Origin of the sequence: Bacillus sp. XF8, assembly GCF_017498755.1 — a bacterium.
In the GTDB taxonomy this organism is placed as follows: domain Bacteria; phylum Bacillota; class Bacilli; order Bacillales; family Bacillaceae_G; genus Bacillus_A; species Bacillus_A bingmayongensis.
The window spans coordinates 37400-51684 of record NZ_JAGDQK010000017.1; the positions used below are offsets into that span (position 1 = coordinate 37400).

The following is a 14285-nucleotide window of genomic DNA, read 5'->3' on the forward strand; positions in this document are numbered from 1 at the left end:
TTCTATAACAATTTGGCGAAGTATCTCCGCTAAGTTTGCAATTTCCCATTGTGCCCCGCTTCCTATAATATGGCGAAATAGACGATCAGTATCGGTTCCATTTTCCCCATCTGTTGCCTGTTTTTGTTGATACTTTTCATATTCCGTACCTTCGAATAAATTTGAAGGTACATTAGAAGAATAACAAGTTCGTATTGCTGTAAAAGCGACCTTTCATGCATTTGGTGTTGATGCTATAAGTGTTGCTTTTAATTCTTATTCTTGTTCCATTGTTTGTGAAGTCATTAAACATTCTCCTAAGTTTTAAGTATTAAGTATTAAAATTTTTCTTTATCCGCATTTCTTTTTTCGTATACATGAAAGTAATACTCATAAGGATTTTTATCATCTTGAATTCCTTTTTCAATAAGTATCTCTTGTCATAAGGAAAGATCAATATTTGGAAAGAAACGATCCCCTTCAAAAGGAGCATGGATCTTGGTCATATATAGTTTATGAGTGTAGGGAAGAAATTGTTGATAGATTTCCTCTCCTCCAAGAATAAATACTTCTTGCCCTTCGCATTTAGAGAGAGCATCTTCAATTGAATAAGCTATATGGCAGCCTTCAGCTATATAATTTTGATTTGTTATTAGGACAATATTTTTACGTCCCTCTAAAGGTTTTCCTATCGATTCATAATTCTTTCTTCCTAGAATAATAGAATGTCCCATAGTAACTCGTCTTAAGTATGCCCAGTCATTCGGAAGTCTCCATGGAAGATCATTGTCTTTACCAATTACATTATTTTCTCCTACTGCAACCATTGTGGATATTATCATATTTTTATCTCCTTATCAAAGAAATACGGACTGTATTTATAATAAAAATTATTTAATTAAGATATTTATATTATAAAATTTTAGAAGGCCGGAAGGAAGAATATTATTGTAACAATAAGGTTCAGTCTAATACACTTTTTCATGGAATAAATTAGAAAGGATGGCGTGTTTTTATGAATCTTTCGATTGAAGATGAATTACAATTATTTGCTGAAGAACTGCATCAACATTTTAGTCTCTCATCTTTAGAAGACCTTGCTAGAAAATTAGGTTTTGTACAACGAAAACGTAAGTTTTCAGCACATGACTTAGCTGTTCTCTGTGTCTGGATGAGTTAACGAGTAGCGAGTGATTCTTTAGTTCGACTGTGTAGTCAACTTCATGCTGTTACGGGAACTCTTGTGAGTCCAGAAGGACTAAATAAGCGTTTCAATAAAAAAGCTGTTTGCTTTTTAAAAGATATTTTCTCTGCACTATTACAAAATAAAATCATTGAGAAAACAAAAGAAATCTGCATAATTTTCAAAAATGGTACCTATTTAGGTTTATTTGGCATGCACAATTTTTAAGAATATACTTATACATTGAGGACACTTTAGTTTTAATGAAAGAAAGTTCATTTTGTTTTCATTCTTAAGTTGATGGACATGTATGGTGACCCCAAATAGAAAAAGCGTGTTTTGAAAAAAGATTGATCAAAACACGCTCTTAATATTTTTAAATGTTTGATTATTTTCGCGCTCTTTATTCCAGTAAAGCATTTGTTAATATAAGAGAATATTTTTTATGGTTAACTTTTTGAGTATTAAACAGTGCGATTCTGGATTGATAACCTTTGAATCTTACATATTTGTCAAAGAAATAATCATTTTGACTCCTAATTTAATGCTCCATCATCTCGTGAGCAATATCATGTCCATCCATTTCTGATGGGTAGTAGGTAGGCCAGTGTATGACTTCATCCAATAAAGCTTCACGGTCGTCACCCCAATACAGGTGGTAGTGACCAGCTTCATTCGGATAGATACTATGATCACTAAATTGAATATACTGAGGAACTCCTTCAGCTTTTTCTGCTAGTTTAAATATGTATCTTACACCTCTATTTCCCGCATCATATGTCAGAATTTCGTACCCATCATAGATATACTTACTAGAATATTCTTCTCCATTTTTGAAGAATGTTACAGTATCCCCTTGAACCACGATACGGTTAACATCTGTTTGATACCCTTCATTATAATACTCCTTATATTCTTTAGCTGTCATGTTACCTGTATGTTCCGCTTTATAAGCAAATACCTCATCAAGCGTTCCATTTTGTAAATATGGATATACAGATTGCCAGTCTCCTTCCCAATCGGAGAGTGATCGATTCTTCACTTGGCTGTCTTCAAAATAACCTTCATAAATTTTTTCTGTTTCTTCATCATGTGCATGACTATGGCTGTGCTCATGGCCGTGATCGTGTTCACTTTCATGTGTGTGACTTTCAGATGTTTGCTCTTGCGTTTCAGAAGAGCCTTCTGCAACTGCTGAGGATGGTGATGTTTCATTAGACTCGCCTTCGGATGAACCTGAAGCCTGACAGCCTACCAATACTAGTAGTGAACTAATAGTTAATATGCCTACCCTCTTTGCAAATGAAATCCTCATTATAACACCCCTCCCTTAAATCGTAATCATTACGATTAAAATTATACATATATTTTGTGTAAACATCAAAGGAAAAATACTCCAATATCGATGAATGGATGATCCTATCCAGAAATCTTCGTAGACTATTACAAGTGGCTCTGGTGCAAAAACTTCAGGACAATTGCAATGAATCTATAAATCTTGGACATACTAATACTATTACTCTATAAAAGTGTGTGATCAGTATGAAAAAACAAAATTTGTTCAAATGGAAGCATTATCGGTCCGACATTATTTTGTTAACGGTTCGTTTGATGTAAATGATGGAGAAATGCGGCCTATCCATGGCTCACACAACTATGATGCGTTGAGTTCATCAGTATGGCCCTGAATTGGACAAACGGATCCAACGTCACCTTAAACAAACAAATGACTCTTGGAGAGCCGATGAAACATATATCAAAGTAAAAGGTCAATGGGTGTACCTGTATCATGCTGTTGATTCGAAAGGAAATACAATCGATTTTTTCTAAGCAAAACAAAAAATCAGAAGGCTGCAAAGCGACTTTTCAAGAAAGCTTTGCGTTCTTTTCATATTTCAAAGCCTCGTGTGATTACAGTCGATAAAAATCCAGCTTATCCAATAGCAATTAAACAGTTGAAAAAAGGAAAAAGCATACCTAATAGTATGCAACTTAAACAACAAAAGTACTTGAATAACATAGTAGAACAAGATAATTGCTTTATAAAGAAGCGAATCCGTTCTATGCTAGGGCTCAAATTTTTTATACAGCTACATCCATTCCTTTTGGATTAGAAGCCATGCATATGATTAAAAAGAATAGATTGTTTTACGAGATTAGTCTGTCCAAAATCAGAAAGAATTCATCCACCAATTGTTTTGGCTTACAGCATAAGATACGATTCCGCTAGGAATATATGCAATTTATTCTCGTTTCAGAACCGAATATAGCATACATATAATAAGGGAATGCAGTACAGATCAGTATACAAGCATTCCCTTGCTATTATTATGTATTTTAGTTTATTTCATTTACAGCTTTTTCTATATTCAGAATACCATGTCCATATTCAAAAGAAATACCTATAGGTGTAGTAGTCTTTTTTAAGATATTTTCCACTTCTATGTTGGTAAGTTGTGGTTTTTTTTCTAATAATAAAGATATACTTCCTGTTACATAAGCAGCAGCCATTGAAGTACCACTTTTTATTGTATATTTTTGTTTTGGTGAGGTACTTAAAATTTTTTCTCCAGGAGCCATTATATCTATTTTGTTTCCTTGACTTGATGCAAACCATCTTTGTTTTTGTTTATTTACAGCTCCCACTGAAATAACATTTTTATATTTTGCTGGATAAGTAATAGTATCTTCATCAAAAAAACCTGTATTACCAGCTGATGCAACTAAAATAATATTTTTTTCATGTGCTTTATTTATAGCACTTTCTAAAGCATCTGATTTTTGATATCCTCCGAAACTCATTGAAATAATCCTTATGTTATTTTTTATAGACCATTCAATTGCTTGAATGATGTTGCTATATTTTCCATTTTCTTTTTTGTCAAGAACTTTCAAAGAATAAATTTTTGAAGATGGTGCGATACCCACAACGCCAATTGAATTATCTTTTGCACCTATAATTCCTGATATATGTGTTCCATGATCACTTTCATCAGCATAGCCATTTGTACCTTCTATAAATGTAATACTCCTTCTGATATTTATGTCTGCATGATTCATATCGACACCTGTATCTAATATGGCAATAGATATATTTTTCCCCGTTAAACCGGTATTATTTTTAATTGACGGAATATTAAGTAAATCGATTCCCCAATCATTTTTTTGCTCTAAAGCTTTAACATTTTGATTTATTTCTATACTTTTTATTTTGGGATTTTGTATTAATTCTTTAATCTTACTTTTTGAAATTTGTACGTTTGCTATATTTTCAAAATATGCTTCTTTCATTATTCCTGTGTACTCTTCTATAAGTTTAGGATCTACTTTTTCTTTGAATGTTATCAAATAATTTGTTTCATCTTCTTTATTGGATGCTAAACTTTGTACTGGAGAAAATGTTATACAGATAAGTATAAGCGATATATATATAAATGTTTTTTTCATACATTTAAACCTCTAAAGTGTTTTTTATTTTTTACATATTTGTCTAATATTAAATCTATTAATACCATAATAATGGATATAATTAATGAACCTATCATTGTTAGATGTAAGTCTTTGATAAATTTTTCAGTAATTAAATAGAAAGTAATTGTGTATATAAATATTGATCCTATGATATTTATAACTTGAGGTAATTTAAAATACTTAGAAAAACCAGTAAAGAAACCTTTAAAGAATATTTCGAATATAAAAGTTATTCCTATCGATAATATAGATAGGAAAAGAATGTCATACAAATTTTTTGATTTTAATAAGTGAGGAAAAAGATTTTCTATTCCTAGACAAATAATAAATAGTATTATAGATGGAATAATCGTAAGTAAAATTATTACAAACGCACCGACAAAAGCTGATAATATAGTTAAAAAGAAACTTTCTTCATTTTTTGTTTGTTTAGAGCTGTTTTTGTCGAGGATATAGTAAAAAAAACCTAATATAATGAATGATATTAATAACATTGCTAAGAAAATTTTCATAAAATCACCTATCCATTGTTTTATTTATACAAAAAAGATTCAGTGTATGCTGAATCTTTTTTGTATAATATATTATAAGCCAAAGAATAATACTATCCAATGTGCAATTATAGCGGCATCACCTGGAGGAATTCCTAAACTCACTAAAAATGATGCTAATGCCCATTCTTGAACATCTCCAGCTTTTTCAATCCAGTTAGCAATTTTATTAAGGTTGTTTGATAGAATCTTAGAAGCTTTAGGTGAAATTTTGTTACCTAATTTTGATACTAACCATCCTGCTTTTCTAATAGCTTGCGCGGCTAATTTTGTTTTCCATCCTTGTGCTGAAACATCTCCTTCAGTAGCTGTTTGTGTTATTGGTGCTGGAGCTTTTTTTTGGGTGTTAAAATTAGATGTGTTTTCTGCTGCAAAAGATGCTGTAGGTAAAGTTGTAGCTAATACTGAAAAAGCTAATGCCCCACCTAGAACTTTAGTTTTAATTGACACTTTAAAATTCCTCCCCTATGTTGTGATACGTAACAGAATTAAAATAAAAATCTTGTACAAGTTTTAATCCCATTACCGTTTACATACAAATATTATCATGAAAGCATTTTTTTGGATATTGAATAAAAATTATATATTTCACATAAATATAACATTTATAAAATTATATTTCTTTTTATATTCTTTAAATCTTATAAATAATCATGTATATATATATGTATATACATGATTATTTACTTGTTAATTCAATAAAACATTCTGTATTTTATTAATTAAATACAGAATGTTTTGATTTTTTTGATCATAACACAGGAATGTCTAGTATATTATCTTTTTCTTCTATATTAATTCCAATATAGTTAAGTGTGACTTGTGGTGTACTATGATTTAAAATTTCTTGCAACATGGCTACATCTTTGGTTTGTTTATAGAACGAATAGCCGAAGGTTTTTCGCATGGTGTGAGTACCAATGGATTCTATACTGGCAAAGTCTCCGGCTTTTTGCAATTGTCAATAGGCCTGGATCTTACTAATTGGTTGATCCCCTTTCCGAGATGGGAATAACTAGATACTTTGAACGGCTTGAGCGTATTCATATACTTCGTCAAAAATAGAAGTTAACCATCCGTTCTTTCTTCGTTTTTCTTTTTTTTAGTTTGAACTCTTTTCTTTTTTTACGTTTCAATTCCAAGACACTTTTAGTTTCTAATTGGAGTAGATCACCTATTCGTAGACCTGTATTGATTCCAGTAATGAATAAAAAACAGTGGCGTTTTAAAGCCCGTTTCATGTCTCCGATCTGTTCTTTACTTCGGATAGGTTGGACATCAATGAGATGTGTTTTTTTGTTCATGGTTTTTTCTATCTCTTTATTTATAGCGTTTTGAATATATACTTTTGGTATGTATTTTGAGGATAGCAGGGAAATTGGGATAAGGTCAATGTTTGTGGGAATATGAATGTAAACTGATATTTAAAAGTAATAAGAGAAAAACGAAGGAAGTATGTTGCAATGAATAAAGGAGATGCTATTTTACGATTACTTATGGAAATGAAATTTGAAATAAAAGAATTACAAGAACAAATTGAACGAATGCAAAAATCTCTGGAAAACATAGAGAAACAAAGCCTACCTAAAAAAAGTGAAACCTCTTCGACTGTTTTGAAAGGGAATCGTGATTGGAAATATCCCTCTAAAATGAAATGATGCTTCAGGAATCGAAAAGGGACGTCTCAGTATTCATTAGCGAGGATAGGAATCTCATATTGGTCTAGTACCAGCGTTCTTATAACCAGGGGCAAAGTAATCCATATATTCATGTATTGATAAATTCAAAGGTTATAGAATTTATTATTATTAGCACTTCCTGTAACATAAACGTTCGATTTTGTTATAAAATAAAATCCTTTGCCCAATTTACACTTTTTCTTTTTCAGTATTCTTTTTAGCTTCCATTTGAACAAACTTTCCTTTTCCGTACTGATCGTGCACCTTTTTTAGAATCATACTATCAGTATGTCAAAGTTTAGGAGAATACTTGCAAGATTCCTGGGATTTTTGCACCAAAACCCATTTTTCTAGCATTTAACCTTTGAAAAAATCTGTCTTTTTTGGTTAGATTTTGTAGTATTGATTGTAAATTAAATATACATTTCTATTAGAATTTGTTCGACAGCACTTCAAACGATTATTGTTTTACTTACATTTATATAGATAAAGGTTCACTTGAAGTGCCTGATATCAACACTTTTACAAGTACGGCATTGGAATCGCAACAGAAGAGTCTATTTAAAATATTTGTTCATATTTTTAGATAGTATTTTCCATTTGATAATTATGAGACTATAATTTAGCGACTATTTTTTCTATGTTATTTGTATTAAGAGTGAAAACTATCGGACAAAAGGACAGTCTATATTAAAGTTTTCCAAAAGTATAACTAGTTTATAATTTGAATATTTTTATGCATGTTATTTATTGGTAAAAAAAGGGATACCATAAATTTTCACCTTAATAAAACGAGAGTTACCAGAGCAGTCAAGTGCTTTTTTAAGAAACCTTGGCTGCTTTTCATGGTTCAAAACTTCTAAGGAGGAGAAAGTATGAGTGAATTACATTTTATGAATCTAGAAGAACTGAATAATGAATTGAACAAATCCGATAGTGGTGTTTATTTAATTACAGACTATAACGACAACATTGTTTATGTAGGCAAGGCTTTTAGTATAAAGAGTAGAGTTTCAGCTCATTTTAACAGTTATTCCAACACTCAGGAGTATGCACATTTATTTAATAAAGTAGCGTACCTCATTGAAGATAGTTTATTAAAACGTTCTTTATTACAGATTACTTATATGATTAAATATAAAACAGTATTAAACAAAGAAGTTCAAAAGGAGTTCCCAGAATTATATACTCAATACATTAAACAGACAAATAAAAAATCCATGTTATTAGAAATTGATGAAGCTAAAGAAAAAGGGAAAATAGAAAATGTAGCAAGAGATATAGAAAAAAAGAAACGACAAGAAGTTAAACTACAAAAAATTGAAACAGAAAAACAACATCAGTCTGCATTGGAATTAAAAGAACTTCAAAAGAAAAGGACAAGAGAAAGAGATAAGTTAAAGAATGACTTAGTAAAATTAGTTGGTGGAAAAACTATGTTTTATGAAATAATTTCTTTGTTAGACAATGGGTATAACCATCATGTCCTCGCTAAAGTATTGAGCATAGAACTTCAAACATTAATTACAATTAAAGAACACCGAAACGATTTCCGTACACCACGTAATCATAAGAGGATGATAAAGCATCAAGATATAATGCATGCTTTATCTGGTAAAAAGAATTTAAGAAATCTAAGGTTAAACCATTGACTTTAAAGTAGCAAATCCGCTTTTTTTGACGAGTTTCTTCTATTATATATATTGTTCTTCTTAAGAGACAGATTTTGAGTTCCTCTGTTAAACGTAAAAAACCTTCTTGGTTCTGGTGCAAATATTTAAGAAAGATATGTAAAAAGGCAAAACGTTTTCTAATGAAGTTTGACTTTAAGCAACTATTCCAAATAGTTTCTGGATAAACTTTACTTGATTTTTGACGGACTTATCCCTCAAAATAAGTTGTCCTTTTTTAATCATGTGCATCGTTTCTATCCTAGAAATAATGGATGTAGTTGTAAGCAAAAAATTTCATGTCGTTGTACATAGGTTGAATTTAAGTAGCATAATTCTGTATCTATACAAGAAAGTCTAAACGGAATTTTTAAAGTATTAAGTTCTTATTTTCCCCCTAATGTGAATTTAAAACAGAGGCACGATGTTTTAAATAAAGTTAAGGTGTTTATGATGCTATATTTTTTTGAGTGAAGGATTCTAAAGTGACTGCGTACAAAATTTTTTCAAATGAACTTTAACACAGTAAGGTACAATACTAATCTGTCTCTTTCGTAAAGGGCATTTCGAAAAAAATTATGTAACATAAAGAAGCTGATTTCTGTATTCAACAGAAGTCAGCTTCTTTAAATTTCACTGATATCTATGTTACCCAACTATCGATATGATTATTAATAGAATTTCCTGTGGTTATTATCTCGCGATTTTATCATGTGCTTTTGAAATCGTTTCCTCATTTAAATTACTGTGTTTTATCGAATAAATGAAATATATTACTGCTCCAATAGTGATCCAAATACTAAAGTACAACCATGTTCTTAACGGTAAATTTAGCATTAAGAACACACAACATATAATTGAAATGCTTGGTAATACGGGTACAAACGGTACCATAAATCCACGTTTTAAATTTGGGTGTGATTTACGGAGGATAATAACTGATACACAAACTAGCGCAAATGTTACTAAACTACCAATATTAACTAAATTAACTAATTCTTTCAAATTAATAAATCCAGCTATCACAGAGCTTCCTATTCCCGCCAATCCGATTATAAAGGTGGGTGCTCCAGTCTTCTTATTAACCTTCGCAAGTGATTTTGGTAACAGTCCATCACGACTCATTGCAAAGAATACTCGTGTTGCTGCATACATATTCGAAAAAATAACAGCCATAAGGCCAATTACAGCACCTGCAGCAATTACACCAGCGACTTTTCCTTGCCCTACAACTTCCATTACATAAGCCATTGCCTCAGGCACATTTAATTCTTTATAGGAAACCATCCCTGTCATAACAAGGCATACTATAACATAAATAAGTGTACATATGATTAACGATACAATAATACCGATGGGAAGATTACGGTGTGGATCTTTTACTTCTTCTGCTGAAGTTGCTAATATATCAAAGCCCGTAAAAGCGAATAATATGGCTGCTCCACCAGCAAAAACTCCACTTAAACCGTATGGTGCAAACGGTACCCAGTTCTCTGGCTTTACATAGAATATACCAACTAAAATAAATAATACAACCATTCCAATTTTAATCAATACCATTGTATTATTGATACGTTTACTTTCCTCCGTACCACGCGATAACATCCATGTTAATATCAATATAATGATTACCGCTGGTAGATTCACAATGCCACCTTGCGATGGAATCGTTAATAGGGATTTGGGTATCTCTAATCCAAAGCCCTTTATTAAATTGTGGAAATACCCTGTCCATCCACCAGCGACAGCCGCTGTTGCCAAGATATATATTGAGAGTAACGTCCAACCTACTAAATGAGCCACAAACTCACCAATTGTTGCATAGGAGTACGTATATACACTACCTGACGTCGGGAGTGTAGAAGCAATTTCTGCGTAACATAATGCTATAAATGTACAAACAATCGCTGCAAGTGCAAATGAAAAAATAACTGCTGGACCAGCATCTTTTGCTGCTACTAATCCAGTTAACACAAGAATTCCCGTTCCAATTATCGAGCCTATCCCTAACATAATTAAATCAAATGCTCCTAATGTTTTTGTTAGGGTCTTACCTTTATTATGTTCTAACAATTGTGTAACAGATTTTTTTTTAAACAACTTGTTCATATTCTCAGTATCCCCTTTAAAAAATAAGGTATGTTCTTCTAACTCTTTTGGTATATATAAATTTACTTAGATATTAGCTAGCCCAAAACTTTACATTATGTGGATTTAAAATATTCGATAAATTTATCGATACTTTTTTCAGAATCTTTATAGGAATAGATTCTATTTTTTTCTCCTTCATCCAATGTTCAACAAAAATTAGCTACAATTTATTTATAAATAGATTGTAGATATTTTGAGTGACTCCCAAAACAAAGAATAACAGATTTTTTCATTCTAAAGAGATGCTTAGTTTTATTAGCTTGATAGGGATATGGTGATATCTCATACATAATAAATTATTTATTTAATCGAATTTCACCAGAACTAAGGGTATTTTTCTTCCGTAATATGCTAAAAATATAACCGCATACACCGCCTATAATAGCTGGAAGTACCCAACCTAAACCTACACTATACAAAGGGAGAAAATGGGCGGAAAACTTATGAATTATTTCGATTTTTATTCCAGCAGCATTTAAGCCATCAAATGAACTAATAATAAATGTTAATATCAAACTCCCTTGATATACTTCAAATCTACCATTAAATACAGAGTGTAAAAATGTTAAGAATATTAAGGTAATAGCAATTGGATACATAGTCATTAATACAGGGATTGAAATCGTAATTAATTGTGTTAATCCTATATTTGCAACTAGTGTACTGAAAACAGACAAAATAATGGCAAATTTTTTGTAAGAGATCTTTGGAAATAATTCATGAAAAAAAGAAGAACAAGCAGTGATAAGTCCTACGCTTGTGGTCAAACATGCTACTGTAATCATTAAACCTAATAAAATTGCACCGTAAGAACCAAAATAATAGTCCGAAACTTTTGCTAAAACTTCAGCCCCATTATCTAAACGACCTAGTTTTTCAACACTAGAAGCCCCCATATAGGAAAGGGCAGTATAGATAAGAGCTAGGAGTGTAGCAGCAATAGCCATTGCTTTTGCACAAACAATCATAAGCTGTTTTTTAGTGGTAGCCCCTTTTTCTCTAATTGCATTCACAATAATAATCCCGAAAACAAAAGCTCCAAGAGCATCCAGAGTTAAATAACCTTCTTGAAAACCTTTAAAAAATGCATGTGATGTATACCCTTCAAAAGGTGCTTGAATTCTTCCAATCGGATGAACAAGAGCTACAACTACGAGCAATCCGATAAATGTCAATTTAATAGGAGTCAAAAATTTTCCAACTACATCAATAATTTTTGTAGGATTAAGTGATAACAAGCATGCAATTGTGAAAAATAAGATTGTAAATATGATTAATGTAACAGGACTTGCATCATTTGATAAAAAAGGTTTAATTCCAATTTCAAACGATACATTACCAGATCTAGGGATAGCGTAAAAAGGACCAATTGCTAGATAGAGAACAGTCGTAAATACAATACCAAACAACGGATGTACACGACTAGCTAAAGATTGTAAATCATTTTTACCTGAAAAAACAAATGCTGTTATTGCTAGCAATGGTAAACCAACTCCGGTAACTAAGAAACCTGCATTGGCTATCCATACATTCTTTCCAGCCATTTGACCAAGCATAGGTGGAAAAATTAAATTTCCTGCTCCAAAAAACAATGCAAATAGCATTAATCCTATAATTATGATAAAGGAAGAAGGAACTTTTTTTGACATAATAAATCCTCCGATTACAAATTTTTATACACTCTTTATTTGTTTATGTAAATTATATACTAATTTAGGTTATTCCAGCTTAGAGTACAGTAGCGGAAGGCCATGTTACGGTCCTCCTCCCCTATAAGATAATAGCAACAGGCTTTTAACTTTAAAAATGGCTTAAATTAATGGATGTGACGTTACCCCTAAACGAAGCTTCTTATTTATTAGTTAAACTGGATAATTCAACAGATTTTTGAGTACAACGTTTCATAGCTGAAATGATAGCTGTTCTTAAACCTTTTTCCTCTAGTGTTGCTACAGCTTCTATTGTCGTTCCACCTGGAGAACAAACCATATCTTTAAGTGTGCCTGGATGTATTCCTGTTTCCAGTACCATTTTTGCAGAACCTAATACAGCTTGAGCTGCAAATTTATATGCTTGAGCTCTTGGCATACCATCTAGTACAGCAGCATCTGCCATGGCTTCTATAAACATATATACATATGCTGGAGAAGAACCACTTACAGATGTTACAACATCCATTAATTTTTCATTTACTATCTCCGTTTGACCAAAACTATTAAATATATTTAGTATATTTTCTAGATCTTTTTCTGTAACCATTTCATTAAAACATAACGCAGACATTCCTTCTCCAACAAGAGCAGGTGTATTAGGCATTACTCTAACAACCTTTAACTTTCTGCCAAAGGCATTCTCAGTACTCTTAATACTTTTTCCTGCAGCAATAGTTACGACTATTACATCGTGTTTTATCTGCTCTTTTATTTGGTTAATTACTGATGAGTATAGGTCTGGTTTGATTGATAAAATTAAAATATCAGCACTTTTAGCTACTTCATTGTTGTCAGTAGTTGTAGCTATGTCATATTTTTCACTAGCACTTTTTAAATTAATGACATTTAAATCTGAACAAATTATTTTATCCGAAGGAACTATATTTTTGCTAATCATCCCACCTATCATAGCGATACCCATGTTTCCGCATCCGATGAATCCTATTTGTTTGTTCATAATAACTCGCTTTTGCTCCTTTTATCATAAATTTTATCGGTTTGAAATTATTATTCTGAAAAAATTTGTTGATATCCCGTACAGTAGAAATAAACATTGTAAACTATATCGAGACTAGTATCTTATTTCTTGTTCAACCCACCCATTAGAGTTCTGGTACAAAAATAACACGAAAGAGAATAAAACGCATATATTCCTAACGGAATCGTATCTTATGCTGTAAGCCCAAACAATTGGTGAATAAATTCTTTCTGATTTTGGACAGACTGATTTAATCTTACCCCATCACCATCAAGCCAATAACACAAACTCCCCCCTAAAATAAAAAATACGATATTCTTTCTGTAGAATTATAGGAAAGGATGGCGTTTTAGTATGTCTATTTTTGTATCTGATGAATTACAATTATTTGCTCGAGAGATTCAAAATCTTTTATCTTCAAATACCTTATGAGATTTCGCGAGAGATGTTAGCTTTTTGTAACGAACAAGTAAGTATCGGGCAAAAGGTGTATTGATTCACTCAGATCAAGAAGTTCACTATATGCCTCCTAATATCCAAAAAACAGTTAAGAAACTAGGGTTACAATAATCTATGTCAAGAAGAGGAAACTGTTGGGATAACTCTCTCAAAGAATCTTTCTTAGGCCCTCTGAAAGATGAAGTCTCTATTAAAGACTCTAGATGAATAAAAAAAGAAAATAAACAATATATGATTTACTACATATACCAATGGAATTTAAAAAGGTCACCCCTATGCAATAAAGAGATCACCTTCTTAAAGTTGCCTAGGCTTTTGCATGTCCTTTACAAGGGTACATTTTAAGAAATAAAGGGGCTTTCCATTCACATAATCATTAAAAGAAGAAGTAAAGTGGTGATAATTTTTTCGGCATTAATACTCTTTAACTAATCACCATTTTAAATAAATC

At 31.5% G+C, this 14285-nt stretch carries 9 protein-coding genes and 6 pseudogenes; 5 read left to right on the forward strand and 10 right to left on the reverse strand.

Annotation, left to right across the window (positions count from 1 at the left end; genetic code table 11):
- Window positions 1-317 precede the first annotated feature (317 nt).
- Window positions 318-821: pseudogene (locus J4P91_RS11040) on the reverse strand (dihydrofolate reductase).
- Window positions 822-994: 173 nt separating this feature from the next.
- Between J4P91_RS11040 and J4P91_RS11045 the strand changes: the two are divergent.
- Window positions 995-1318, forward strand: a pseudogene (locus J4P91_RS11045) (IS4 family transposase); the annotation flags it as partial.
- Window positions 1319-1703: 385 nt separating this feature from the next.
- Here J4P91_RS11045 and J4P91_RS11050 read toward each other — a convergent pair.
- Window positions 1704-2477 (reverse strand): ZinT family metal-binding protein, encoded by a 774-nt coding sequence (locus J4P91_RS11050; RefSeq protein ID WP_207994179.1) that lies wholly within the window; start codon window positions 2475-2477, stop codon window positions 1704-1706.
- A gap of 227 nt (window positions 2478-2704) precedes the next feature.
- On the opposite strand from J4P91_RS11050, the pseudogene J4P91_RS11055 reads away from it, so the two are divergent.
- A pseudogene (locus J4P91_RS11055) lies at window positions 2705-3376 on the forward strand (IS6 family transposase).
- A 123-nt stretch (window positions 3377-3499) separates the two neighbouring features.
- On the opposite strand, the gene J4P91_RS11060 reads toward J4P91_RS11055, so the two are convergent.
- The 4 genes and pseudogenes from J4P91_RS11060 to J4P91_RS11075 all read right to left on the reverse strand — a co-directional run bounded on the left by J4P91_RS11060 (window position 3500) and on the right by J4P91_RS11075 (window position 6488).
- The gene (locus tag J4P91_RS11060; RefSeq protein ID WP_207994180.1) at window positions 3500-4609 is read right to left on the reverse strand and encodes a S8 family peptidase; all 1110 of its coding nucleotides are present in this window, start codon (window positions 4607-4609) and stop codon (window positions 3500-3502) included.
- Window positions 4606-5145, reverse strand: coding sequence for a hypothetical protein (locus tag J4P91_RS11065; protein ID WP_207994181.1), 540 nt, complete (start codon window positions 5143-5145; stop codon window positions 4606-4608). The genes J4P91_RS11060 and J4P91_RS11065 overlap by 4 nt, the downstream gene beginning before the upstream one ends.
- A gap of 72 nt (window positions 5146-5217) precedes the next feature.
- Window positions 5218-5634 carry a hypothetical protein gene (locus J4P91_RS11070; protein ID WP_017149807.1) on the reverse strand — a complete coding sequence of 139 codons (417 nt, stop codon included), beginning with the start codon at window positions 5632-5634 and terminating at the stop codon, window positions 5218-5220.
- Window positions 5635-5935: 301 nt separating this feature from the next.
- A pseudogene (locus J4P91_RS11075) lies at window positions 5936-6488 on the reverse strand (tyrosine-type recombinase/integrase).
- 159 nt (window positions 6489-6647) lie between these two features.
- Between J4P91_RS11075 and J4P91_RS11080 the strand changes: the two are divergent.
- The gene (locus J4P91_RS11080) at window positions 6648-6842 is read left to right on the forward strand and encodes a hypothetical protein (RefSeq protein ID WP_017149810.1); all 195 of its coding nucleotides are present in this window, start codon (window positions 6648-6650) and stop codon (window positions 6840-6842) included.
- 896 nt (window positions 6843-7738) lie between these two features.
- Entirely contained in the window at window positions 7739-8515 is a 777-nt protein-coding gene (locus tag J4P91_RS11085; protein ID WP_017149811.1) for a GIY-YIG nuclease family protein, read from the forward strand.
- Between the two features lie 174 nt (window positions 8516-8689).
- Here the strand turns inward: J4P91_RS11085 and J4P91_RS28845 are convergent.
- From J4P91_RS28845 to proC, 4 genes and pseudogenes are all read right to left on the reverse strand, one after another.
- Window positions 8690-8818, reverse strand: a pseudogene (locus J4P91_RS28845) (IS6 family transposase); the annotation flags it as partial.
- Window positions 8819-9226: 408 nt separating this feature from the next.
- Window positions 9227-10642 (reverse strand): amino acid permease, encoded by a 1416-nt coding sequence (locus J4P91_RS11090; RefSeq protein ID WP_207994182.1) that lies wholly within the window; start codon window positions 10640-10642, stop codon window positions 9227-9229.
- Between the two features lie 338 nt (window positions 10643-10980).
- A complete protein-coding gene (brnQ5, locus tag J4P91_RS11095) occupies window positions 10981-12333 on the reverse strand; it encodes a branched-chain amino acid transport system II carrier protein BrnQ5 (protein WP_207994183.1) in 1353 nt (450 codons plus the stop codon).
- A 202-nt stretch (window positions 12334-12535) separates the two neighbouring features.
- Window positions 12536-13354: a pyrroline-5-carboxylate reductase gene (gene proC / locus J4P91_RS11100; RefSeq protein WP_017149814.1), complete on the reverse strand. Its 819-nt coding sequence runs from the start codon at window positions 13352-13354 to the stop codon at window positions 12536-12538.
- 504 nt (window positions 13355-13858) lie between these two features.
- Here proC and J4P91_RS28850 point away from each other — a divergent pair.
- Window positions 13859-14118: pseudogene (locus tag J4P91_RS28850) on the forward strand (IS3 family transposase); the annotation flags it as partial.
- Between the last annotated feature and the right edge of the window lie 167 nt (window positions 14119-14285).

Bases quoted from the DNA above. Each gene is read 5' to 3' on its own strand.
- J4P91_RS11050 (WP_207994179.1), bottom strand. From the start codon at position 2,477: ATGAGGATTTCATTTGCAAAGAGGGTAGGCATATTAACTATTAGTTCA.
- J4P91_RS11060 (WP_207994180.1), bottom strand. From the start codon at position 4,609: ATGAAAAAAACATTTATATATATATCGCTTATACTTATCTGTATAACA.
- J4P91_RS11065 (WP_207994181.1), bottom strand. From the start codon at position 5,145: ATGAAAATTTTCTTAGCAATGTTATTAATATCATTCATTATATTAGGT.
- J4P91_RS11080 (WP_017149810.1), top strand. From the start codon at position 6,648: ATGAATAAAGGAGATGCTATTTTACGATTACTTATGGAAATGAAATTT.
- J4P91_RS11085 (WP_017149811.1), top strand. From the start codon at position 7,739: ATGAGTGAATTACATTTTATGAATCTAGAAGAACTGAATAATGAATTG.
- J4P91_RS11090 (WP_207994182.1), bottom strand. From the start codon at position 10,642: ATGAACAAGTTGTTTAAAAAAAAATCTGTTACACAATTGTTAGAACAT.
- brnQ5 (WP_207994183.1), bottom strand. From the start codon at position 12,333: ATGTCAAAAAAAGTTCCTTCTTCCTTTATCATAATTATAGGATTAATG.
- proC (WP_017149814.1), bottom strand. From the start codon at position 13,354: ATGAACAAACAAATAGGATTCATCGGATGCGGAAACATGGGTATCGCT.